Source organism: Glutamicibacter nicotianae (genome assembly GCF_016907615.1).
Taxonomy (GTDB): domain Bacteria; phylum Actinomycetota; class Actinomycetes; order Actinomycetales; family Micrococcaceae; genus Glutamicibacter; species Glutamicibacter nicotianae.
On the sequence record NZ_JAFBCH010000001.1, the window covers coordinates 2,960,035 to 2,983,682 of the forward strand.

The 23,648-nt window shown below is 60.8% G+C and carries 23 protein-coding genes; 11 read left to right on the plus strand and 12 right to left on the minus strand.

What is annotated here, in order from left to right; genetic code table 11:
- Window positions 1-5: 5 nt before the first annotated feature.
- The 3 genes from JOE62_RS14100 to JOE62_RS14110 form a co-directional block, all read right to left on the minus strand.
- Window positions 6-1,064, minus strand: coding sequence for an ABC transporter substrate-binding protein (locus JOE62_RS14100; RefSeq protein ID WP_204722830.1), 1,059 nt, complete (start codon window positions 1,062-1,064; stop codon window positions 6-8).
- A 191-nt stretch (window positions 1,065-1,255) separates the two neighbouring features.
- A complete protein-coding gene (locus JOE62_RS14105; protein ID WP_204722831.1) occupies window positions 1,256-2,581 on the minus strand; it encodes an FtsX-like permease family protein in 1,326 nt (441 codons plus the stop codon).
- Entirely contained in the window at window positions 2,578-3,321 is a 744-nt protein-coding gene (locus tag JOE62_RS14110; RefSeq protein WP_204722832.1) for an ABC transporter ATP-binding protein, read from the minus strand. The genes JOE62_RS14105 and JOE62_RS14110 overlap by 4 nt, the downstream gene beginning before the upstream one ends.
- Window positions 3,322-3,453: 132 nt before the next feature.
- On the opposite strand from JOE62_RS14110, the gene JOE62_RS14115 reads away from it, so the two are divergent.
- The gene (locus JOE62_RS14115; protein ID WP_204722833.1) at window positions 3,454-3,714 is read left to right on the plus strand and encodes a glutaredoxin family protein; all 261 of its coding nucleotides are present in this window, start codon (window positions 3,454-3,456) and stop codon (window positions 3,712-3,714) included.
- 64 nt (window positions 3,715-3,778) lie between these two features.
- Window positions 3,779-4,423, plus strand: coding sequence for a YqaJ viral recombinase family protein (locus tag JOE62_RS14120; RefSeq protein WP_338085801.1), 645 nt, complete (start codon window positions 3,779-3,781; stop codon window positions 4,421-4,423).
- Window positions 4,424-4,494: 71 nt separating this feature from the next.
- Here JOE62_RS14120 and JOE62_RS14125 read toward each other — a convergent pair whose 3' ends face one another.
- Window positions 4,495-5,589 (minus strand): mechanosensitive ion channel family protein, encoded by a 1,095-nt coding sequence (locus JOE62_RS14125; RefSeq protein WP_052254100.1) that lies wholly within the window; start codon window positions 5,587-5,589, stop codon window positions 4,495-4,497.
- 211 nt (window positions 5,590-5,800) lie between these two features.
- On the opposite strand from JOE62_RS14125, the gene JOE62_RS14130 reads away from it, so the two are divergent.
- From JOE62_RS14130 to JOE62_RS14140, 3 genes are all read left to right on the plus strand, one after another.
- Entirely contained in the window at window positions 5,801-6,346 is a 546-nt protein-coding gene (locus JOE62_RS14130; RefSeq protein WP_204722834.1) for an AMIN-like domain-containing (lipo)protein, read from the plus strand.
- Window positions 6,347-6,441: 95 nt separating this feature from the next.
- Window positions 6,442-7,440 carry a PhzF family protein gene (locus JOE62_RS14135; protein ID WP_239543400.1) on the plus strand — a complete coding sequence of 333 codons (999 nt, stop codon included), beginning with the start codon at window positions 6,442-6,444 and terminating at the stop codon, window positions 7,438-7,440.
- A 60-nt stretch (window positions 7,441-7,500) separates the two neighbouring features.
- Complete coding sequence (locus JOE62_RS14140) at window positions 7,501-8,952, plus strand: DHA2 family efflux MFS transporter permease subunit (RefSeq protein ID WP_204722836.1); 1,452 nt, start codon at window positions 7,501-7,503, stop codon at window positions 8,950-8,952.
- A gap of 71 nt (window positions 8,953-9,023) precedes the next feature.
- On the opposite strand, the gene JOE62_RS14145 is transcribed toward JOE62_RS14140, so the two are convergent.
- Both JOE62_RS14145 and JOE62_RS14150 read right to left on the minus strand, forming a co-directional pair.
- Window positions 9,024-9,206 carry a hypothetical protein gene (locus JOE62_RS14145; RefSeq protein WP_066141310.1) on the minus strand — a complete coding sequence of 61 codons (183 nt, stop codon included), beginning with the start codon at window positions 9,204-9,206 and terminating at the stop codon, window positions 9,024-9,026.
- Between the two features lie 94 nt (window positions 9,207-9,300).
- A complete protein-coding gene (locus JOE62_RS14150; protein ID WP_204722837.1) occupies window positions 9,301-9,732 on the minus strand; it encodes a DoxX family membrane protein in 432 nt (143 codons plus the stop codon).
- Window positions 9,733-9,893: 161 nt separating this feature from the next.
- Here JOE62_RS14150 and JOE62_RS14155 point away from each other — a divergent pair, with 161 nt between their 5' ends.
- Window positions 9,894-10,601, plus strand: coding sequence for a TetR/AcrR family transcriptional regulator (locus JOE62_RS14155; RefSeq protein ID WP_204722838.1), 708 nt, complete (start codon window positions 9,894-9,896; stop codon window positions 10,599-10,601).
- A gap of 82 nt (window positions 10,602-10,683) precedes the next feature.
- Complete coding sequence (locus JOE62_RS14160; RefSeq protein WP_204722839.1) at window positions 10,684-11,916, plus strand: acyl-CoA dehydrogenase family protein; 1,233 nt, start codon at window positions 10,684-10,686, stop codon at window positions 11,914-11,916.
- 69 nt (window positions 11,917-11,985) lie between these two features.
- Here JOE62_RS14160 and hrpB read toward each other — a convergent pair whose 3' ends face one another.
- Window positions 11,986-14,544, minus strand: coding sequence for an ATP-dependent helicase HrpB (gene hrpB / locus JOE62_RS14165; RefSeq protein WP_204722840.1), 2,559 nt, complete (start codon window positions 14,542-14,544; stop codon window positions 11,986-11,988).
- Entirely contained in the window at window positions 14,541-15,332 is a 792-nt protein-coding gene (locus JOE62_RS14170) for an alpha/beta fold hydrolase (protein ID WP_239543401.1), read from the minus strand. The genes hrpB and JOE62_RS14170 overlap by 4 nt, the downstream gene beginning before the upstream one ends.
- 144 nt (window positions 15,333-15,476) lie before the next feature.
- Here JOE62_RS14170 and JOE62_RS14175 point away from each other — a divergent pair, with 144 nt between their 5' ends.
- From JOE62_RS14175 to JOE62_RS14185, 3 genes are all read left to right on the plus strand, one after another.
- Window positions 15,477-15,638, plus strand: a complete 162-nt coding sequence (locus JOE62_RS14175) for a hypothetical protein (RefSeq protein ID WP_204722841.1) — start codon at window positions 15,477-15,479, stop codon at window positions 15,636-15,638.
- A gap of 294 nt (window positions 15,639-15,932) precedes the next feature.
- Entirely contained in the window at window positions 15,933-16,994 is a 1,062-nt protein-coding gene (mgrA, locus tag JOE62_RS14180; protein ID WP_338085802.1) for an L-glyceraldehyde 3-phosphate reductase, read from the plus strand.
- Window positions 16,995-17,267: 273 nt separating this feature from the next.
- Complete coding sequence (locus tag JOE62_RS14185) at window positions 17,268-18,650, plus strand: NAD-dependent succinate-semialdehyde dehydrogenase (RefSeq protein WP_204722842.1); 1,383 nt, start codon at window positions 17,268-17,270, stop codon at window positions 18,648-18,650.
- A gap of 67 nt (window positions 18,651-18,717) precedes the next feature.
- On the opposite strand, the gene JOE62_RS14190 is transcribed toward JOE62_RS14185, so the two are convergent.
- Window positions 18,718-19,098 carry an HTTM domain-containing protein gene (locus tag JOE62_RS14190; RefSeq protein ID WP_204722843.1) on the minus strand — a complete coding sequence of 127 codons (381 nt, stop codon included), beginning with the start codon at window positions 19,096-19,098 and terminating at the stop codon, window positions 18,718-18,720.
- 259 nt (window positions 19,099-19,357) lie between these two features.
- Between JOE62_RS14190 and JOE62_RS14195 the strand changes: the two genes are divergently transcribed.
- Window positions 19,358-19,711 carry a response regulator transcription factor gene (locus tag JOE62_RS14195; protein WP_204722844.1) on the plus strand — a complete coding sequence of 118 codons (354 nt, stop codon included), beginning with the start codon at window positions 19,358-19,360 and terminating at the stop codon, window positions 19,709-19,711.
- Window positions 19,712-19,728: 17 nt separating this feature from the next.
- Here the strand turns inward: JOE62_RS14195 and JOE62_RS16665 are convergent, their stop codons facing one another.
- The 3 genes from JOE62_RS16665 to JOE62_RS14210 all read right to left on the minus strand — a co-directional run bounded on the left by JOE62_RS16665 (window position 19,729) and on the right by JOE62_RS14210 (window position 23,620).
- The gene (locus JOE62_RS16665; RefSeq protein WP_204722845.1) at window positions 19,729-20,442 is read right to left on the minus strand and encodes an SH3 domain-containing protein; all 714 of its coding nucleotides are present in this window, start codon (window positions 20,440-20,442) and stop codon (window positions 19,729-19,731) included.
- A gap of 99 nt (window positions 20,443-20,541) precedes the next feature.
- A complete protein-coding gene (locus tag JOE62_RS14205; RefSeq protein ID WP_204722846.1) occupies window positions 20,542-21,042 on the minus strand; it encodes a ferritin in 501 nt (166 codons plus the stop codon).
- Between the two features lie 145 nt (window positions 21,043-21,187).
- Entirely contained in the window at window positions 21,188-23,620 is a 2,433-nt protein-coding gene (locus JOE62_RS14210; protein ID WP_420842180.1) for a Tex family protein, read from the minus strand.
- Window positions 23,621-23,648: the final 28 nt, after the last annotated feature.

Below are 23,648 nucleotides of genomic sequence, written 5' to 3' on the forward strand. Positions count from 1 at the left end.
CGAAGCTACTTCGCGGCAGCCGCGTTTTCGGCAGCCTTCACGATGCCTGGAACCACGTTCTCCAGTGCCCATTCGATGGACAGCGGCGATGCCGCGGATATGGCCAGGGTTGCCTCGTCGGTGCCTGGCAGTGCCACTGCATCGTTCTTCGCGGCAGGGATCTGGCCGTACAGCGGCTGGCCCTTGACGATGTCGTCCATGGTGTTGCCCGCAACTGCCGAGGCGAAGACGATGTCCGAGTCCCACTCGTTGACTTTTTCAGGGGAAACGGTGAAGAAGAAGGTGTCCTTGGCGGCGTTCTTCTGCACGTACTCGGCCTGGGTCATGCCCAGCGCGCTCAGGAAGCGCGGGCGGGTGTCGCCCTCGGAGTAGACGTAGGCGGTGTCCGGAGCCGACAGGTCGGCGGCGATGAAGGTGGTGTCCTTGAGCACTGGATTGTCTTCGCCGACCTTGGCCAGCTTGCCTTCGATCTCTTCGATCAGGGCGTCGGCTTCTTCTTCCTTGCCCAGCATCTGGCCGGCAGCTTCGGTAACCTGCTCCCAGCTGGTCAGGTAGTTCGGCTCGATGGGGCCAACCACCGGAGCAATTTCCTGCAGCTTCTCGTACTGCTCCTTCTTCAGGCCCGAGTATGGGGCGAAGATGACATGCGGCTTGCTGGCGGCGATGCCGGTGTAGTCGATGTCGTCGCCCACCTTGTACTGCACGGGAGCGTTCTCGGAGCCGATGGCGGCGCCCTGCTCTTGAAGCGCGGCGTCCTTCCAGGCGGTGGAGTTGTTCTCGTTCATGCCGTAGGTGTCGGTGTCCATGCCTACCGGCACGGTATCCAGTGCCAGCAGGGTGTCGGCGTTGACCCACGAGATGGTCGCAATGCGTTCTGGGACTTCTTCGATGGTGGTCTCGCCATAGATGTTCTCGATGGTGACCGGGGTGAAGTCTTCTGCAGCCTTGGCAGAGGTGTCAGCCGATGGATCCGCCGAGTTGCTCGACGCGCCGCAGGCGGTCAGGCCGAGGGCGAGGATGACGGATGATGCGGCGAAAATTCCGGCGCGACGTGAATTTTTCATGGGTCGGTAATTCCAGACTATGCGAGGTTACTGTAAGCGTATCGGTCAGCAAGGTTAGGCAAGCCTATCCGCGCCGTATGCCACAATACGCGTTTTTATCAGCATTACGCAACACGAAACGTCTCTAATCACCGACCCGGAAGTGACCCTAACCAAATCGGGTCATTATTTCGGTGTGCTGACCAGAGAATTTATTCTCTACTTGCTAGCAGCTTCTGCGGATCGGCAACAGAAATTGCCGTCCGCACCAGCAGCAATCCGAGCACGACGCAGGCGATGACGGTGATGACCGTCAGCGGCTGGAGCAGGACGGCGGCCCCGGCCAAGGGCAGCACGAGGATTGTGGAGGCGATGGCGAAACTGATCGAGGCAGTCAGCGCCGGGATCATGATCGACTTGGTGCGCGCGGCGTTCATCGTCGTGTAGGGCATGCCCAAGCGGTTCAGCCCCCGATACAGCGGGGCACGGTCCAAGGTGCTGGCGCTTTGCGAAATCGCTGCCGAGGCGGCCACGCAGATGAAGCTGATGGCAAGGGTCACCAGCACGCCGGTGACGATATCTGCCGGCACATGCTCCATCCAGGTGCCCTGGCCGAATTCATTGCCGGGCGATGCCATCAGGGCGGCACCGCTGCCGCCCACCACCGCGACGAAGGAAGCCATGGCCACCCCGGAGACCTGGCGCCATGACTCGGCAGGGCTTTCCAGGATCATGCGGGCCGCCAGCAGCTGCTGCGGAGTGCTGGCCTTGCGCAGCTTGCCCTTGCCCACCTTGGCCACCAGGTACGGGCCGAGAAGGTTCATCACCAGCAAGCCCAGGCCGAAACCGCCAGCTATCACTGCGATGATCGCGGCGATGGACTGCATGAACTGGCCCATGTTCGAGAACAGCGCGTACAGCAGCAGGATGCCGCCGACGGAGATCACCGCGCGCAGCCAGCTGGGCGTGGGCACCGTGCTGCGGGTTGCTACTGCCAGCGGGGTGATGACCAGCTTGCGCAGGCCGGCAGCTGCACTGCCCGCCGAGAGGAGCACGATAGCGGCTACTGCTATCGCCAGCACCCACAGCGGCAAGTAGATGGCCGTGCCAAGCGGCGCACCTTGGAACTGGATCAAGGACGCCAACGGGGCTGCCAGGAAATACAGCGCGATACCGGCGAGCGCACCTGCCAGTGCCGTGCCTGCTGCCTGGAGCACTGCCACGAGGCTGATCTGCGCACCGGTGGCGCCGAGCAAACGCAGCGATGACAGTGCACGGTCATTGGAGCGTGCGGAAAGCCGGGCCGCGGCCGAGCCGAGCACCAGCAGCGGGACCACCAGCAGCACCACGGCGAAGATGGCCAATGGCAGATAGGTCCCCTGGGCTTCGAGCTCGAAACTGGTGAAGGAGTACGCGCCGCCAAGCACAATCAGCAGGATCGCGCTGACCATGGCGTAGGCGCTGGCGGTCAGGATCTGCGGTGCCAGCCGGGATTTCGCCGGCCGGCCGAGCATCCATGAAAGGTGCAGAATATTCACTGCTGGACACCGCCCTTCGCGGCGTTCGACGGGTGTAGGCTGTCGCTGGTCAGCTGGCCGTCCTGCAGCTGCACAATGCGGTCGCAGCGTGCGGCCACGTTGGGATCATGGGTCACCATCACCAGTGATTTTCCAGCACCGACTGTGCAACGCAGCAAAGTATCAAGCACTTCGAATCCCGTGGTTGAATCCAGGGCGCCGGTGGGTTCATCGGCGAAGACCACCATGGCCCCGGTGACCTGCGCGCGGGCAATGGCAACGCGTTGCTGCTGCCCGCCCGAGAGCTGGCCGATGCGGCGTTGCTCCATCCCCGCAAGGCCCAGTTCGGCCAACGCCGATCCGGCGCTGGCAATGGCGGCATTGCGTGGCACCCCGTTGATCATCAGGGCCATGGCCACGTTCTCCTCGGCGGTAAGCTCGGGAATCAGCAGTCCGGATTGGAAGACGAAGCCGAAGGATTCGCGGCGCAGCTTGGTGCGCGCCTTGTCCTTGAGCCCTTGGATATCCTTTGGTGCTCGGCCCGGGAGGCTCAGCATGATGCTGCCGGCATCCGGAAGTTCGATACCGGCCAGTGCATGCAGCAGCGTGGATTTGCCGGACCCCGAGGGACCCATGATGGCCAGCGATTGGCCCAGTGCAATCTGCAGGTCGATGCCGTTCAGTGCGGCGGTGGAGCCGAAGCTGCGGTAGAGTCCGTGAGCGTCGAGGACGGCTGGATGGCCAAGGGAATTTTCAAGCATGACCCAATGTTTTCAATCATGGGTCCTCGCGCGCATCGGCGCAGGGGGCCAAGTCGCCTCCAGCCGGGCTCATCCCCCGGTAGGAGTTGCCGGCACCTTGTTCACAACTACAGCAGGAGCAGTCAGCGGCAAATGAAGCTGGAATTGTATACGCAGCCATTTTGCGCGCCGTGCGTCCGCACTCGGCAAACCGTCGCCCGAGTGCAGGAATTGCTGCCCGCGTTGGAGGTCGAAGAGATCAACGTCGTGGAGCAGGTGACCCGTGGCGAGGAATTGGGAATCACCAGCACCCCGGTCATCCGTCTATTGCAGGATGGCACAGAGAAATTCCGTGCCAGTGAGACGCCGACTATCAATCAGCTGTTGACCGCTATCGCCGGATCCAGCGAGTAGTCTCACGCCGGCTGCGAGGCCAAGGTGCACGATTTTTGTCCCTTCATGGGGAAGAATAGATCAAGTGATTACTGTGCCCGGCGTCCACCATGAATGCTTCGAACGTGTTTTAGCTGACTCTTCCAACCGCATCGAATGGCTGCGGGCACGAGCGCAGGGCATCACGGCAACAGACGTGGCCAAGCTGTCCACCGAGAAGTCCATCAAGAATGCCGCGTGGGACAAGTTGTACGGCAATGGCTTCTCCGGCAATCCCTACACCGACCATGGGCGCAAGCGCGAACCGGTCATTGCCGCCTGGGTCCAGGAGAATTTCAATATCTTTCCTTCCACCCAGCTCTTCCACTCGCAGCAATCGAAGCTGCATCTGGCAACTCCCGATGGCCTTGGTTTTGATGCTTCGAGGGTTCCGGTATTGGCTGAAATCAAGACCACCAATAAGCCGTTCAAAAAGATCCCGAAGAACTATCTGCGCCAGATCCTGTGGCAGCAGCACGTGATCGGTGCCGAACGCACGCTGTTCGTCTGGGAAGAACACGACAATTTCGTGCCGGTGCGCGCGGTTCCAGAATACCTATGGGTGGAACGGGACGATGATTTGATCAGCGATCTGATTAGCAAGGCCGAGTCGCTGATCGACGCATTGCGCGAGGCGACGGCCCGTCAGGAGCGCTACAACGACTACGGGCCTGCGGCGTTACGGCTCTGATTTCACCGGAAAACGGCAATAGCCACTGAAACCAGTTCGAAGGACTGGAATCAGTGGCTATCTCTTTGCCATCAGACCGGGTTGCTCGGGATCATCCGGGGATCTGGCAGGCAGTCAGGGTAGTTTTCCACCAGCTCGGCCAGCAGCTTCTCCCGCAGCATGTTGCGCAGGTTCCACAGGTCCCCGGCGTTGCGCGCAGATAAATAAATGGTCACTGTCTGCAAGCCATTTTGGGCATCCGTCACGAGTAGCTCATTATCCCGTCCGTCCCACCAGTCGGAGGACTCAAGCAGTTCGGTGCTGCGCTGGCGCAGGTAGGCAATCGGCGCATTGAGCTTCAGTTGCAGTGCGACATTTCCGGAAATCTCGGTGCTGCGCCGCGACCAGTTCTCGAACGGCGTGGTGGTGAAATAGGTCGATGGCAGGATCATCCGGCGCCCATCGATCAGATGCACGACGACATAGGAGAGGGTGATTTCCTCGACGGTGCCGCGCTCCCCTTCGACCACCACCGTGTCATCCACGCGAATGGAGTCGGTAAAGGCGACCTGCAAGCCGGCGAAGACGTTGGCCAAAGTTGATTGCACGGCCAAGCCGACGACCACAGATGCCAGACCGGCCGAAGCCAACAGGCCGGCGCCCAGCGCCCTGACCTGTTCGATTGTCAGCAGAACCGCGGCGACGGCAAGGATGCACAGCACCGCAATCAGCACGCGGCGCATCAGGCCGACCTGCGTCTGGACCTTGGCAAGCCTGCGCCCTGGGCCAAATCTCGACTCGAAGCGTGCCATCATTCCGGCTTCAATCACGCGCACCAGCTTGATGATGAACCAGGTGAGGAAGAAGACCAGGACGATAAGGATGGCGAACTGCCAGGGGTTGTACCAGGGACGATCGCTATAGAAGACCGCGAAGGCCGACTTCGCGATGATCGATGTGACCATGCCGAAGAACGGGAATCTGGTGGCTTTCACATCGGCTTCATCCACGCCGATCCGGCGCAGCACGCGGCGTGCCACGCCACTGAAAACGAATGCCAAGATTGCGGCTACGAGCGCACCAATCAGCAGGACAACCCAGAATTGCAACGATTCGGGGAGGAAGCTTGATGCTGTAATGACTTCCTCGACGGTTTCGTCTAGAGGTTCAACGGGGGTAGGAGACATGCTTTAAGCATGTCATAAGGCGCTAAATAAATGCTGTGCGGAACCTTCTTTCCACCCTAGGGCTCGGGAGGTTTCCAGCACCATTGCAGAACCGTCTCAGTGTGGTTCCAATTCCTTTTTGCCCTTGTGCTTCACATGCTCCAGGCCTTTAGTAGATTCACTGGCAGTATGCTCTGCCTGCAGGCGCAAACCAAGAAAGACGGTGATCCCTATGCGCCACGGAAAAATCGGAATCGCGCTGGGCGCGGTGGCGGCAGCCTTGCTCGTGGTGACGCCGGCTTCCGCGGCGGCTCCCGCACCGGCCGCCCAGGCATCCACTTCCTGTCCAACGGTCTATTGGGGTTCTTTGGCCAAAACCGGTTCCTTGTCCACGCATTCCACGGTTCAGGATCTGCGTACCGGACGCCATTTGTGCTTTGACCGGCTGGTCATTGATCTGGCAGGACCGGCTGCCAGCTACTCGGCAAGGTATGTCAGCGAACTGACTGGAATCGGTTCCGGACTGCCGGTGGCCACCACGGGTGGGGCCAACTTGGAAATCCTGGTGCAGGCACCAACAGCTCCGGGGTTCAATCCTGGAGCGAAGGTGAAGAATCTGGGCTATACGACGTTCCGCCAGTTGATCTGGCTGGGCAGCTTTGAAGGCCAGACCAAGGTGGGGATCTCCACCAGGGCCCGGCTTCCGATGCGGGTGTTCACCCTGGCTGGACCTGGCGACGGTTCCCGCTTGGTCATCGATGTTGCGCATCATTGGTAGAGAAGGTTCGCTTGCATGATGCGTTCGCAACTTTTTGCGTGACCTACCACGTAACACCGGGTCAACCTGCTGGTTAATGTGCCACCATGCTAAATATGTCGCGCACATTCTCATATCAGCAGGTTGACGTCTTTGCACCCACTGCTTTCAACGGCAATGGCCTGGGAGTCGTGTTCAATGCTGACAGCCTGAGCGATGTCCAGATGCAGCACTTTGCGCAGTGGATGAATCTTGCTGAAACCGTATTCTTCGTCGAACCGACCGACGAGGAAGCCGACTACGCCATCCGCATTTTCACCCCGAGCACCGAGCTTCCCTTTGCCGGCCATCCCACCCTTGGCGCGGCTCATGCCTGGCTGGAATCCGGCGGGGAAGCCGGCCCGTCCGGCCATCTGATCCAACAGTGCGGCGCCGGCTTGATCCCGGTGCGCGTGGAGCGCGAGAGCAACGACCGGCACTCGCGGCGCTTGGCTTTCCTCGCTCCCCCGCTGACCCGCTCCGGTCCTTTGGAGCCGGATGTCCTGCAATGGGCGATTGCCGGTCTGGGCATTCGCGAGGAAGACGTGGTGGACCACCAGTGGCTGGTCAACGGCCCGCATCCTGCCGGCCTGGTGCTGCGTGACGCCGATATCGTGCTGGGTATCGAACCGGACTACGTGGCGCTCCAGGGGTTGGAAGTCGGCGTGATCGGCCCCTACACGGCCTCCAGCGTCTCGCAGAGCGTGTGGCAACCGCACGGATCGGTCATCCCGCGGATTTCCGGGACCCGTGAAGAACTGCGGCCCTTGGACTTCTCTGACTTCGAGCGTTCCGAGGAGCGTTTCCGCAATGTTGTGCTCCAGCCTCCGGCCGATTATGAGGTCCGTGCCTTCATCCCCGGCGAGGCCGTTCCTGAAGACCCTGCCACTGGTTCGCTGAACGCGGCGTTCGGCACTTGGCTGACGCAATCCGGGTATGCGCCGCAGCGCTATACGGTACGCCAGGGCACCCGCCTGGGTCGTGCAGCGATCCTGCATATCGAAGCGACCGAACGTGGTGTTTGGGTCAGCGGTGATGTCGCCACCCGCATCTCGGGTGATGTGAGCTTCGACTGATTAACCTTCATAGGTTCGCTATCGGTTCCGCATCCGGCGAATAGGGACTAGCCTTGAGCGGTGCCTGATACTGCGAATCCCGAATCACACTTCGACAGAAAAACCGCGTGGCGCGCCCTCTGGGCATTGGTCATCGGCTTCTTCATGATCCTGCTGGACACCACCATCGTGTCCACCGCGATGCCTGCCATCATGAAATCGCTGGATGCCGACATCTCCAGCATCCTGTGGGTCAACAGCGCCTACCTGCTCACCTTCGCCGTGCCGCTGCTGGTCACCGGAAGGCTCGGCGACCGCTTTGGCCCGCGCAACATCTATCTCATCGGCATGGTGGTCTTCTCGCTGGCCTCGCTGTGGTGCGGCCTGTCCGATTCCCTCGGTTCATTGGTGGCAGCACGCGCCGTCCAAGGCCTGGGCGCGTCGATGATTTCCCCGCAGGCCATGACCCTGATTACCAGGCTCTTCCCGTATCAGCACCGCGGCGCGGCCATGGGATTGTGGGGTGCGGTAGCGGGCATCGCCTCGCTGATCGGACCGATTGCCGGCGGCTTGCTGGTGGACTCCGTTGGCTGGGAGTGGATCTTCTTCATCAACCTGCCCATCGCGGTTCTCAGTCTGGCCATGGTCTTCAAGTTCGTTCCCGCTCTTGAAGCCCATGCGCATTCCTTCGACTGGTTCGGCGTCTTCCTCTCGGCGCTGGCCATGTTCTGCCTGGTCTTCGGCATCCAGGAAGGCGACGCCACCAATTGGGAACCATTCATTGGCCCGCTGAATTCGTGGCATCTGATCATCATCGGCATTTTGCTGATGGGTGTCTTCGTCTGGTGGCAGTCGAAGACCAAGTCCGAACCGCTGGTTCCGCTGCGCTTGTTCACGGTGCGCAATTTCTCCCTGGCCAACGTCGCTATCACGTTCATGGGCCTGACGATCGCGACCATCGCCCTGCCCATGGTGTTCTTCCTGCAGAACGTGCGCGGTCTGAGTCCGACCGAATCCGCATTGATGATTTCCCCAATGGCCCTGGTGGCGATCTTCATCGCTCCTCAGCTGGGCAAGAAGGTCAATCAGCTCAGTCCGCGGATCCTGGCAGTGCCCGGGTTCTTCCTGTTTGGCGGTGCCACGGTGGCCTATGCCTTAATGATGCACGCCGATATCCCGCTGTGGGCCCTGCTCATCCCATCGGCGGTCCAAGGCGTCGGTTCAGCCATGATCTGGCCGTCCTTGTCGCTGGCAGCCACCAAGGATCTGACCGCACGTGATGCCGGTGCCGGTTCGGGAATCTACAACACCACCCGGCAAATCGGCTCGGTCCTTGGTTCGGCGCTGATCGCGGTCATGATGGATGCCCGCGTTTCTGCGCAGATCGCGCAAGCGGACTCCAAGGAACCTGCGGTGATCATGGAAGCCATGTCTCTCGGCTTGGGGCAGGCGTTGATGCTGCCAGGCTTCATCGCCGTGGCCGCCGTGCTGGTTGTGTCGTTCCTCAGCGACGGCCAGAAGGCCCGGCGCTAGGCAAAGCGTAAAAGGCAAACGCCTGATCAATGACGTGAACGTCGGTGGATCAGGCGCTTGCCTTATGGCCCTTAGACCTTGTCTTCAGGATCTTCTTCGTTGTCGCCGTGCTTGAACTCGTCGACCTTCTCGCCGATTTTCTCCTGGGCATCAGCTGCGAAGCTCTTGATGTTCTCGCTGGCGTCTCCGGCGAATTCCTTCGCGTTTTCGACTGCCTCGCCCAGCTTCTTCTTTGCATCATCTAAGAAACCCATTGGTTCTCCTCTTAGCTTGTGGTTCAAATATGGCCGCTGAAAACCGCAGTCTTCAAGATCAACTTAAGGCCAGCTGAGCACTTTGCTCAAGCGTTTATTTCGCTTTCTTGATCTTCTTGGCTGCCTTGCGGCCAAAGATCAAGGCCACAGCAATACCTGCCAGCCAGACATCCTTGGCCAGGGCGGTGCCGTCCGCGGTCGGACGGATGCCATCGGATTCCGTCATGCCCGGGGTGCGCAGGTAGGAAGCCAGCAGCACGCCGGAGAAGGCACCCAAGCCCAAGCCGGCAAGACGCGATGGAATCAAGGGAAGCAGCAGGGCGCTACCCAACGAGATCTCGCTGATGGAGACAGCCTTGCCGAAAACTGCTGGTTCCAGCTCGGCCAGCTGCGGCACGCCGTTGGCTGCCATCTGCTGCAGGCCTGACGCGCTCGCTTCATCGATGCGCAACTTGTTAATGCCGCTGTTGAGAATGAACGCGCCACTGACCAAACGTAGCGCGGCGTTTGCAATCGAGATTCCCATGGGCCCTCACTTCTCTTTCTTTTCGTCCAGAAATGGCGATCTTCTATAGAACGCCCTGATGTTCAGCGTAGTCACGGGCGCAGTAGTTCACAATCATTTGGGCGGCGCGCAAAGCTGAACCCAAGAATCTCCCAGCTTGAATCATGCTAAATTCGTGAATCATGATCGCTTCTTCCGCAGTTCCCCCAGCAGCCTTAGATCTGCTCATTACGCAGGGCTTCGATGCCACCAGCGTCGACGAGCTGGCAGCTGCCGCCGGTATTTCCCGTTCCACCTTCTTCCGCCGTTTCGGTTCGAAAGAGAACATGGTCTTTGCCGACCAGGAAATGATCATTGCGCACGTCGAGACCACGCTTGCAGCCTCGTCGGTGGATGCGATCACTACGCTCATCGATGCTGCGCATGTAGTTTTCGACCAGTACACGGTCAATCCCGAAGGAGCCGCGCTGCGCCACAAGCTGCTCTCCTCTGTGCCATCGTTGCGCGAGCGCGAGCTGGTTTCCACCCACCGCTACGAACGTGCTTTCTATGGATTCTTGAAGCGCCGCGACTTGGCGAAGACCGCAACGGAGAAGTCGTTGTGCCTAGGCGTCAGCGCCGGTCTGGTGGCCATCCATAATGACCATTTGCGCAGCTGGCTGAAGGATGCGCACAGCACTGACCGCACCAAGCTGGCCAACGATGTACGCCAGTTCCTGAACCGCTTCGCAGATCTGCTCGATCCGGACCAGAAAGCAGCCCCTGCCAAGCCCGCGGCCCCCAGCGTGGTGGTCTCGGTGCTGGACGCCGGTGCCGAGGAGAAGGATATTCTCCAGGCGGTATCGCGCGCGCTCAAAGAGCACGGAGAACAATCAATCCCCACACTTTGAAACCTAGTTTCTTGACATGGCACTGCGTTCCACTAGTCTAGTGAATGAAGCTTTTTCACCCTAGCTATTAGGAGCACCCGAAATGTCCCAGCTGGAGCCCGAATTCGAATTTCCCGCAGGCGTTGTCGAACCCGAATACGACCTGTGGTCGGAGGACGTCAACATCGATCCGACCGGAGTCTTTGCCGAAGTCGGCGAAGCGGACAATGCTTGGCGTAACAAGGCCCGCAAGTTCATCCTCGATGAGGTCAAGCGCGACATCCACGAGTACTGGGACAAGGCCGACTACCCGCTGCACCTGGTCAAGAAGCTTGGCGATGCAGATCTCCTGCGCGATGGCCTGAATCTCGAGGGCTACGAGGAAATGAGTCCGTTGGCTGCCGGCCTGGTCAACATGGAAATGGCCCGTGGCGACGGCTCCGTCTCCACTATTGTCGGCGTCCAGGGCGGCCTGGCCCTCCGCTCGGTGCTGTACTGCGGCAACGAAGAGCAGATCCAGAAGTACGCCATCCCCATGCTGCGCGGCGAGCTCCCAGGCTCCTTCGCGCTGACCGAGCCCACCCACGGTTCCGACTCGGTATCGCTGGAAACCCGCGCAACCAAGGTCGAGGGCGGCTACCGTCTGAGCGGCGAGAAGAAATGGATCGGCAACGGCTCCATCGGCGGCGTGAGCATCGTCTGGGCTCGTGATGACGAGGGCAAGGTCCGCGGCTTCATCGTCCACCAAGATGCCGAGGGCTACAAGGCCACCACCATCGAGAACAAGCTGTCCCTTCGCGCCATCTGGCAGGCGCACATCCGCATGGACAACGTCTTCGTTCCGGATGAGGATGTGATGCCGGAAGCCAAGAGCTTCAAGGACACCTCCCGCGTCCTGTTCGCCACCCGCCTGGGCGTCGCCTGGTCTGCCGTGGGCCACGCGACCGCATGCTACGAGTCTGCAGTGAACTATGCCAAGCAGCGCGTGCAGTTCGGCCGCCCGCTGGCTGCCAGCCAGATCGTCCAGGAACGGCTGGCGCGCATGCAGTCCGAGCTGGCCACCATCCAGGTTCTGGTGATGCAGACGGCCAAGCGCGAAACCTCCGGTGAGCTGACCGGGCCGCAGGCTTCGCTGGCCAAGTACACCGCCACCCGCACCGCACGCTCCATCGCGGCGAATGCCCGCGACCTGCTCGGCGGCAACGGCATCCTGACCAGCAACCGCGTGGCCCGCCACTTCGCCGATGTGGAAGCGATCCACACCTATGAAGGCACCGAAACCGTGCAGGCTTTGATCATGGGCCGCGACATCACCGGCTTCTCCGCCTTCGCCTAGTACCCGGACGCAGAAAAGCACGCCGGGACCTGACTCAATCTTCTGAGCCGCGGTCCGGGCGTGCTTTTTCTATTGCTCGCCCAAGCGCCTCTTGGTCTTTGCCGTGGCCACGTGATCCCACGGATTCTCCGGCCAGGGATGCTTCGGGTAGCGCCCGCGCATTTCGGCACGCACCTGGGCATAGGGTCCATTGAAGAAACTCACCAAGTCATCAGTTACCGCCAGCGGCCTGCCACCTGGCGACAGCAGGTGGAATTGCACCGGCAGCTTGCCTTTGACCAGGCGGGGCGAATCCTCCAGCCCGAAACATTCCTGCAGTTTCACCGCAACAACCGCAGGACCAGATTCACCGACCTCGGGGTAGGCCACGGAAATTCTCGATCCGGAAGGCACCTGCAGCCGCTCAGGCACCAGGGAATCGAAATCATGGGCATGCTCCCAGGGCAGCAATGTCCGCAATGCCGAATACAGGTCGACTTTGGCCGCGTTCGTGCCGGAAGCAATCTTCCGCAGCACCGGCTGCAGCCAATGATCCGCCGCGTCAACCAGGCTCTGGTCGTCAACCGGAACAAAAGGTTCTCCGAGCAAGCGGTGGGCCACTGCCATGCGCCGGCGCAAGGCATCGAATTTCTCGTGGGTACCGAAGAAGCGCATGCCATGCGTGGCAAGGGCGCTGGCCACAGCCTGCATCCCCAGTTCCTCGGTGGCCTTGATCGGATGGGCTGCCAGCTCGATCTCGCCGAAGCTTTCGATCCGGCGGGCGGTGATCCTGCCGTCGGACATTTCTGCCACCTCACGCATCTGGTGCATCTGCGGCAACAGGTCTATGGCCGTCTCCAGGTCAATGCCGATGGCCCGCCGGATCATGGCCTTGGATCCGGTGCGGGACACCTCGGCGACCGCGAGAAATTCTTCATGCATCAGCGCGCTGCCCCGAGGCAGTGTGGCCCGGGTTCCCGAGGCCAGCAGGTACTCGTCCGGCCCGGCTTTGCGGGCAATCCATTGCGGGTACGCCAGCGCGCACACCCCTGCCAACGCCGTGGCTGCCGATGCAGCCTGCCTTCCGGTGCTCGGCCCCGCAGCTCCCACGAGCTTTTCCAGGCGCTGCGCTTCATGCTTCCAGGCGCGGTGCGCCGGATGCGAATTCCGGGCCATCGCGGCCAGCAGCTCGTTCAGGTCCGCGCTGGCGATGCGCTCGGAGCTGGCCAGCAAGGCAACAGCATCCGCAGCAGCCCGGGCACCGAAGATCCGGCTTCCCTCCAGCAGCGCGCGGGCGGCACGCGGGTCCGTTGGAATCTTCATCATCTGCTCGCCCAGCGAGGTGATCTGGCCTGCCTCATCCACTGCGTCTAGGCTGCGCAGGACCTGTTCGTCGCTGGCCATGGCTCCAGCTGGCGGTGCCTCCCACATGGCAAGCCCCTCGCCGCGCGGGGTTCCCCACGCTGCCAGCGACAAGCCCGCTGCCACCAGATCTCCTGTGCGGATTTCCGGCGTGGAGTGCTCCGGTGCCGCCGCGAAGGATTTCGGATCCAGGGTGCGCACCACCGTGCCCGGCCCCAGGCGTCCTGCACGGCCCGCCCGCTGGGTGGCTGCGGAACGGCTGGCCACCACGGTCATCAACCCGGAGAAACCGCGCGAGCTGTCTCGGCGCGGCTCGCGGGCGTAGCCGGCATCGATGACCAGGTGCACCCGCGGCACCGTAACCGATGATTCAGCGATGGAGGTGGAGACGATGATGCGCGGGTCGCTGCCGGGTTCCGGTTCGCCCAGGATCCGGTCCTGTTCCTTGGAAGAAATCTGCGAGTGCAAGGCAAAGGCCGGCACGCCGGCGGCAGTGATCTGCGAGCAGACGCGTTCGGCTTCCCGAACGCCGGGCACGAAGACCAACGTGTCCACCGGGGTGCCGCTGGCCGCATTGGCCTCCGCCGCATGGCGTACCGCGACGGACGCTACATGGCGCAGGTAGTCGTCGTTCAGCCCGCGTTCGGCATTCCTGATCCCCGCGAAACTGTCGAAGGCTTCTTGCACCTCGAACTGGGCGGTTTGCGCGCTGAGCACCGGTGCTGCCGTATCGCGCACCATAAGCGCCGACAGCTCGCGTGCATGCAAGGTAGCGCTCATCACGATCAGCGAGAAGTCATCGCGCAATTCGCTGACCTGGTTGACCATGGCCAGCAGCAAATCGGTATCAATCGACCGCTCATGGACCTCGTCAATGATCACCGCGCTCACACCATCAAGATCCGGATCCGCCAGCAGCCGGCGCAGCATCAGGCCCGCTGTCACGAATTCCACACGGGTCTGCGCCGACGCTTTGCGTTCGCCTCGCACGGCGAAGCCGGCGCGCAGCCCCACCTCCGATCCGTCCAGCTGGGCGAGGCGTCGGGCTGCCGCGCGTGCGGCGACACGGCGCGGCTGGGTCACGATGACCTTGCCGGCTAACCCGGCCTGATGCAGCGCGTTGGCTACCGTGGGCGGAACGATGGTCGTCTTGCCGGATCCCGGCGGAGCCTGGATCACCAGCGGCTGTGCGGGATTGGCCGCCACGGATGCGAAGAGCACTTCCCTGCTGGGCCCGAAGGCCAGACCGGAAGAGATCCGGTTCAGGTCGAAGGGGGCAAAACTCATGCCTGGCGACCTGCCCAGAAGGACTCGATGGCGCTCACTACCGGTTCAATCGGGTACAAGGTGCTGCCATGGGTTCTGCCCGGCAGCGCGACCATGCGCGCATTGGGCAGGGTGCGGACCATGATCTTGTTCTGGTCGAAGCGCGGCTGGTCCCGGGTGCCGATCAGCAGCAAGGTAGGGATCCGGATCTTCGCCAGCTCGGATACATCGATGTTCTGCAGGGTCTCGGCAGCCTCGTAGTAGGCGGCCAGCGCCAGCGGGTCATTGGACCTGAAGGCCAGGCGGGTTGATGGATCCAGACGCCCATTCTTTTCCTGCCCGGTGACGAAACCTTCGATATCGCCGCTGCGCAGGACATCTAGATATCTGGGGAAGAAAAGCTTCCCGATTTCCCCGGGGGTGATTTCATAGGTGCCGCCGAGCATGATCAACGAAATCACCTGCTCCGGGTGGTGCATGGCCATGTGCAATCCGGTGCGTGCGCCGAAGGAGTAGCCGACGATATGGATGCGTTCGATGCCCAGGTGATCCATCATGGCGTGGATGTCGCTGACCACCTTGTCCATGGTGTAGTCGGCAACGTCGTGGGATTTGGCTGATTTCCCATGCCCGCGCAGGTCCATGCGGATGGTGCGGCGGTCTTTGCCCAGCGCCTTGGTATAGCCGAGTCCCCGCCAGATGGAGCGGGACAGGGCGGAGCCGTGGAGGAACAGAATCGGTTCCCCGGCAGCACCGTCATCGTCAAAGAAGATTTCGGAACCGTCGGCGGGATTATTGATCATCGGCATGCCTCCGATTAAATCCTGTGGCGACGGTGAAGTCGAAATCAGAGTTCCGTCCCGCCCTCGACAACCGCGCCGAATAGGTGAACACTGAAGACACAGGGTCAAGCCACCCGTTGGGGGTGGCCCACGGAAGTTGGGAGGAAGAGCATGCCTGAACAATCAGCTGCTGGGCAGCCCGAAGGCGTTGAAGAGGAAAAGCTGCGGCTTGCGGAAGAGGAAAAGAAGCACCATGACGAGCACGATGAAGCGCTCGTTGAAGAGTGGGAAGACGAATCATTCCCCGCTTCGGATCCGCCCTCGAATTATTAGCAACAACATTCCCTGAGAGACCGCACACGTAGTGCTCAGCTATTTACAAGAATCAGCTCCTAGTGTTGTTAATACCTTCTCAAGGTGCGAGTGATCTAGATGAACCGACCCGCACAGGCGTTACCTCCTTGGCCTGGCGGGTCGGTTCATCATTTAACGCGATCCACTAATCCTTTACGCACACAGCGGATTTATCTGCCCTCTGTTTGTTTAGTTCAGCCTCTGGCCTATTGTGGAAATTGACTTCACATCGACTTCCGCACGCCAGTGCTTGGCCTGGCAGAAAGGTGCCTCGTGGAATACGAACGCCTCCCGTCCATCCCTGAACTGCACCGCCCCTACACCGCCGCGGCAGACCGCTATGAGCATTTCGGCTACCGCCGCGTGGGCGAGTCCGGCCTGCGCCTGCCGCCGCTGTCCCTGGGCCTGTGGTGGAACTTCGGCGACAACCGCCCCTTCGACACCCAGCGCGAGATCCTGCGCCACGCCTTCGACCACGGCATCAACCACTTCGACCTAGCCAACAACTACGGCCCCCCGGCAGGCTCAGCCGAAGAGAACTTCGGCCGCATGATGCTCAAGGACTTCAAGCCCTACCGCAACGAGCTGGTCATCTCGTCCAAGGCCGGCTACGACATGTGGCCAGGCCCGCACGGCACCTTCGGATCGCGCAAGTACCTGCTGGCCTCCTGCGAGGCTTCGCTGAAGAAGATGAATCTGGACTACGTGGACATCTTCTATTCGCACCGCTTCGACCCGAAGACTCCCCTGCACGAAACCATCGGCGCACTGGACACTCTGGTCCGCCAAGGCAAGGCCACCTATGTGGGCATCTCCTCGTACTCGGCAGAACGCACTGCTGAAGCCGCCGCCATCGCCAAGGACCTGGGGACCCCGCTGGTCATCCACCAGCCGTCGTACAACATCCTGAACCCCTGGGTGGAGCACGGCCTGCTGCAGACCCTGGAGAAGGAACGCATGGGCTCCATTGCCTTCACCCCGCTGGCCCAGGGCCTGCTCACCGACAAGTATCTGGAAACCACCGATGTGGTGCGCCAGGGCGGACGCCGCACGCTCGAAGCCCAGCTGACCGATGAGAACCTCGCCAAGATCCGAAACCTGAACGAGGTCGCCAAGAAGCGCGGGCAGTCGCTGGCGCAGATGGCCTTGGCTTGGCTGCTGCGCGATGGTGCGGCAACCTCAGTCTTGATTGGCGCTTCGTCCACCAAGCAGCTGGACGAGAACCTTGGTGCGTTGGAGAAGCTCGACTTCTCCGAGGCTGAATTGACCCAGATTGCCACGATTGCCCAGGGCGATGCAGGAATCGATTGGTGGCGAACTTCCGCTATCAGCTAGCGATCCACTGATCACAGTGTAATTATCTGTGTTCTGAAGCCGTGGTTTCCAAGACATGACTTGGAAACCACGGCTTTTTCGCTCGCTTCTGTCTGCATCTTTTTCGCAAGCGAAATTCCTGCTGTTCCTTGGTGGCTGAAACTTGTTTCTGCGGATAAGCTCGGAGTAGACGCAATATGAAGTGAATTACATTCATTTATTGTGTGGAGTCCGCTAACGTTAGGGCCACGCGGCTTTCGCTGGCCACTTTTTGTGCAAACGACAGGAGCATTGATGAGCGCCCCAACCTACAAGGTCTTGAACCCGGCTACCGGTGAAGTTGTCGAGGAGTTCGAAGCAGCAACCGACGAGCAAGTCGAGCAGGCATTGGCTGCAGCGCAGACCGCCTACGAATCATGGCAGGACGTTGACATCAACGAACGCGCCAAGATCGTCTCCAAGGTCGGAGCGCTCTTCGCCGAGCGCGCGGCCGAGCTCGGCAAAATCATGACCACCGAGATGGGCAAGCCGCTGTCCGAGGCCGTGGGCGAGGCAGAATTCTGCCAGGAGATCTTCGAGTACTTCGCCACCGAGGGCCCTGCATTGGCTGCGGACCAGGAGATCAAGTCCTTCTCCGGCGGCAAAGCTATCGTGCAGAAGCGCCCGGTGGGCCCGCTGCTGGGCATCATGCCGTGGAACTTCCCGCTGTACCAAGTGGCCCGGTTCGCGGCGCCAAACCTGATGCTGGGCAACACCATCATCTTGAAGCATGCAGAGTCCTGCCCGCGCTCGGCTCTGGCCATCCAGGAAATCATGGATGAGGCCGGCATGCCTGCAGGCGTCTACAACAACCTGTTCGCCACCCACGATCAGATCTCGACCATCATCGCTGATCCCCGGATCCAGGGCGTTTCGCTGACCGGTTCGGAACGCGCGGGCGCGATCATCGGCGAACAGGCGGGCCGCAACCTGAAGAAGGCAGTGCTGGAACTGGGCGGATCGGATCCATTCGTCGTACTCGACTCCGACGACGTCGCCGGCATTGCCGAGACCGCGTGGGGCTTCCGCATCGACAACACCGGTCAGGCTTGCAACTCGAACAAGCGCATGATCGTCATGGAAGACATCTTCGATGATTTCGTTGCCGAGCTGACCCAGCGTGCGTCGGGCTTGAAGGCCGGCGACCCGATGAAGGAAGAGGAAGGCACGTTCGCCCCGATGTCCTCGCGCAAGGCCGCCGAGGATCTTCACGCACAGGTGCAGGATGCGGTCTCCAAGGGCGCGACCCTGCATGCCGGCGGTGTGTTGCACGACGGCCCTTCCGCGTACTACTCCCCTGCGGTGCTGAGCGGTGTCACTAAGGACATGCGTGCCTACTACGAAGAGCTGTTCGGCCCGGTAGCTGTGGTCTACAAGGTCTCCAGCGATGAGGAAGCCACTGAGCTGGCTAACGACACCATCTACGGCCTGGGCGGTTCGGTGCACTCCACCGACGTCGAGCGTGCCTCCAAGGTGGCGCAGAAGCTGCAGTCCGGCATGACTAACGTGAATGTGGCCAGCGCGGAGGGTGCAGAAATGCCATTCGGCGGCGTGAAGCGTTCAGGCTTCGGCCGCGAACTTGGCCCGCTAGGCATGGACGAGTTCGTGAACAAGCGCCTGTTCTACGTAGGCGAATAGTCCGCCAAGCGCAGCGAGGGGCTGTTTCCTGATTATTCAGGAGACGGCCCCTCGGTTTTATCGGGTACTAGACGCTGACTTTTTCGTGCAGCTCTTCATTCCGTTCGTCGTCCACAGTCCTCTTCCCCTCTGGAACGGCAACATCGGCAGGCGTATCCTTGGCTGCCTTCTTGAACCAATTCGCTAAGCGGCTCCAGGTGACGTCACGGATGAAGATGGCATCTACGCCAACCATTGCCAAGGAGAACCACGGAAGACCCATAAAGATGGCAATACCGATATGGAACGACACCATCGCGAAAAGCACCGGTACTCGTGTCCACCGGAATAGCAGTGCCCCTGGGAAGCTGACTTGCAGAACGATTGATCCAATACTCGCGATGGCCACAGACCATCCCATCGTGGTGCGAATAAGCGTATTAATCTGGCCGATAGTGACCTTTTTCACGGGCCGGGATTGCTGGCGTCTTGGCTGCTGCCAATGACATGGATATCGAGTATGGTTCGGATTGCATGTCAGAAGCTGTTCAGGCGGCGAGCGAGTTGAAGCCTGACGTTGTCATCTTGGAATCGTCGCTCAACGGGACAGACCTGCTCTGCTCGATCCGGGAAATATCCGAAAAACCCCAACTACCAAGATCGTTGTACCGGCTACCCGATACCGTCGCGACGAGATCACACAGGCCTACGATGCTGGCAGCTCTGCTTTGCTGTCGAAAAGCTCCATCAGCACTGAATTGCCCAGCGCGTTGCGGATGCTCATCGCCGGGTACCAGCTGTTTACCCAACCCGAAGATGGCTGGGAGCCGACAACGAGTATTGTCCGCCGAGCAACGCAGCAAACTGCCGTACGCAAGCTCAGCGATCGCGGCTTTACGCGCTTGGTCGCGGCGGGGATGACGAACTCGCAGATCGCGCGTATCTCGCACATCTTCGAGGGATCGGTTAAGCTCCACTTGGCACGCATCATGGAGGAACTTGATGTGACCAACAGGGTGCAGCTTGCGGTCATTGCTACAGAATGCGGACTAGTTTCTTCAGCAGATCTGCAGATCGCCTAGCGTTATTGCCCGGTTCGTTAATACACCGTACGCAGCTGGCTGGCAGGGATCCACATTTCTTCGCCGTCACGGTCGATCCGCCGCCACGCGCCCTGTCGGGCCACAATGACAACTGCAGTATCTGCAGGCAGGATTCGCGCCAACGAATAATGGTCGCCAGGACCACGACGCGCGTTCAAGCCAATGGTGGTCAGTGCACGCTGGTTGGGAACGGCAATCAAACCGCCCTTGGCTGGACGCGATGGAATCTCCTGCAAGTACATGCTTGGAACCCAGCCGAGCAATTTGCCGCACTGCACTTGGGACCATAGGCCCTGCTGGAGCATCGAGCGGACCTTGGATCCCTGGTCAATGACCTTGAGTACCGGATAACCGGTGCCGCCGCCCTTGCGCAGATTCAACGTAGCTGTCGTCACATGGGTGGCTTCGATCAATGAATAACGTGAAAGAACCGGCTCGGCCAGTTCGTCATCGTCTTCTGCAACTGCCGGCTCGTCGAATACCGCTGGAATCGGTTCAAGATAGATATTCGGCAACCAACCATACGTATGGTGCACGAGAACGTGCGCCCACGAGCCCTTGACCTCGATCAGAACTAGCTCGGTGCCTTGCTCCAAATGGCTTTGCACTACATAGTGGCGGCCGGCGCCCTTGCGTAGCTTGAGCGGGGCAGTCGTCCGGTGGGTATTGGCAACGGACGACGTCCGCGCCGACTGATGTGGAAAGCCCACCTGGTTCACGACCACCTCAACTGAAAAACTTAGGGAAGCAACCACCGGTTGCTTCCCTAAGTTTATTCCATATTTAGAAGATGCGTGCTTCGCAGCCTCTTAGGATGCGGAAGAGCGCGAACCGAGTTCTGCGTCCAGTCGCAGCAGGCCGCTTCCGTCGCTGCCGATCAGCTTGACGCGGTCCAGGATTTCGCCAACAGTGGCTTCCTCTTCCACCTGCTCGTCGATGAACCAGTGCAGCAGCGGCATGGAGTCGATGTCTCCCTCGGTCTGTGCCAAGCGGTACAGCTCGCGGATTGCTTCGGAGACCTTCTGCTCGTGCGCCAACGAGGCAGCGAACGCGTCGGCAACACTGTTCACGTTGACGGTCGGTGCAGGCTGCTCGCCAATCTTCGGGTGGGCCGAACGGTCGGTCATGTGGGTCATGAACTTTTCCGCGTGCACAATTTCCTCGCCAGCCTGGGCGCGGAACCAGCCAGCAATGCCTGGGAGGCTCAAAACGTCCATTTCAACTGCCAGCTGACGGTAAACCGTGGCTGCGGTTAGTTCGAGAGTTACCTGGGTACTGAAGGCTTCTGCCAGTTTTCCTGTAAGTTCCATGCCTCCAGAATAACCCTGGACAAGGGCCTTGTCACCGAAGTTTGGACTCACTTAGTCCAACCTGAATTAGGGAATCATCCCAAGTTGGGATCAAGTTAACATAGCCGATACTAACCTAGGTTAGGTCAACCGAACCGCTCGCAATCTACTTGCCCAACCCTGCCCGACGCAGTGCCTCAGCCATCGCGGTGTTGCCCGGTGCAGCAGGTTTGCCCTGGGCGGAACGGGCATTGCGGTTCTGCCCGTTCCGGTGCTGGCCAGTGCGTGCAGAACCATCGATTCCCTGCCCCTTCCGCTCGCGCGGTCCGGAGCCCTTGGCTGTTTCCCCGGCCGCGGGCAGTTCATCGTCTAGGCGCAAGGTCAGCGAAATGCGCTTGCGTGCAATGTCCACGTCCAGCACCTTGACCTTGACGATTTGGCCGGAGCTGACCACCTCGCGAGGATCCGAAATGAACTTGTTGCTCATGGCCGACACGTGGATCAGGCCGTCCTGGTGGACACCGAGATCCACGAACGCACCGAAAGCCGCGACGTTGGAGACTGTGCCTTCCATGATCATCCCCGGCTTGACGTCCTTGATGGTCTCCACGCCTTCTTTCAGCGTGGCCGTCACGAACTCTCCACGGGGGTCACGGGCAGGCCGCCGCAGCTCCGCGATCACGTCGCGAATGGTTGGCTCGCCAAACTGCTCAGTGGCGAAGTCCTGCGGGTTCAGCTCCTCAAGCCGGCGGCCCTGGGCCTCGGCGCTGGCCTGCAGGGTCTTGGCCAACGCGTAGGCTTCAGGGTGCACCGAGGAAGCGTCAAGCTTCTCCTTGCCTCCAGTGATGCGCAGGAATCCCGCGCACTGCTCGAAAGCCTTGGCTCCCAGACGCGGTACCTTCAGCAAATCCTTGCGGGTGGCGAACGGTCCGTTTGCGTTGCGGTGATCCACGATGTTGCGGCTGAGCAGCGGTCCCACGCCGGCCACACGGGCCAGCAGCGACGGAGATGCGGTATTCACATCGACACCCACGGCATTCACGCAGTCCTCGACCACCGCGTCCAGTGCGCGGTCCAGCTTCGAGGCAGTGACATCATGCTGGTATTGCCCCACGCCGATGGACTTCGGATCAATCTTCACCAGCTCGGCCAGCGGGTCCTGCAAGCGGCGGGCAATCGATACCGCGCCACGCAGTGACACGTCCATGTCCGGCAGTTCCTGGCTGGCCAGTTCCGAGGCCGAGTACACAGAAGCGCCAGCTTCCGAAACGATGACCTTGCTGATGCCCTCGCCGCCCAGCGCCTTGATGGCTTCAGCCGCCAGTCGGTCCGTTTCACGCCCGGCCGTGCCATTGCCCACCGCAATCAGCGTCGTGTCGTGCTTCTTTGCCAGATTAGCCAGCACTGCGATGGATTCATTCCACTTATTTGCTGGTGCGTGCGGATAGATCGTCGCGGTTTCCACCGATTTGCCGGTCAGGTCCACCACGGCAACCTTCACACCGGTGCGCAGGCCTGGGTCCAAGCCCAGCACGGCCTTGTTGCCAGCCGGTGCAGCCAGCAAGACGTCGCGCAGGTTTGCCGCGAAGATCTTCACCGATTCATCTTCGGCGGCTTCGAACAATCGCGAACGCAGGTCGGATTCGAAACGGGTCAGCAGGCGGGCTTTCCACGCCAACCGAACGGTCTGCGCAATCCATTTGGCTGCAGGTGCATCGCCAGGAACATTCAGCCCCAGGGACGCGGCAATGGCGTTCTCGTAATTGCCTCGGGCGTCGGCCAAAGCCTGTTCATCTCGTGGGTCAGCTTCGGCAAGCTGCAGATTCAGCACCCCTTCACGTTCGCCACGCAACAGGGCAAGGACCCGGTGAGAGGGCAAGCGATCAAGATCTGCCACGTAGTCCAGGTAATCGGAGTACTTTCCCTGTCCTTCTGCGGTCGCGCCGGTGGCGACGCTGGCACCGATCTTTCCGGTCTTCCACAGGCGTTCTCTCAATTCCCCTGCGAGAACTACATCTTGGGATACCCGCTCGGTCACGATGGAACGTGCGCCAGACAGCACATCGGCATCGGTGGCAAAACCTGCCTCCGGGTTCACGTAGCCGGCAGCCGCCCGCACCGGATCCGTCGATGGATCAGAGAGCAGCAGATCAGCCAGGGGTTCCAGTCCGGCTTCGCGGGCAATCTGGGCTTTGGTGCGGCGCTTTGACTTGAATGGCAGATACAGGTCTTCGAGCTCCGCCTTGGTGCCCGCCTCACGAATCGCTTGGGCCAGCTGGTCTGTCAGCTTTCCGGCTTCGGCAATGGCTTCAAGTACAGCCGCTCTGCGGTCCTCCAGCTCGCGCAGGTACCGCAGACGTTCTTCGAGCAAGCGCAGCTGGCTATCGCTGAGCATGCCGGTGACTTCCTTGCGGTAGCGAGCAATAAAGGGAACCGTTGATCCGGAGTCCAAGAGCTCGATCGCGGCCTTGATCTGCCATGGTGCCACAGCGGATTCGCTGGAAAGTTCCCGGGCCAGTTGGGCGATGATGTGCTGCCCGGTCGCGCTGTCTTTTGCGGTGTTCTTCTGCTCGCTAGTCACCGATCCATTGTGCATCATGCGGTCCGATCTTCTGATGATCGACTCG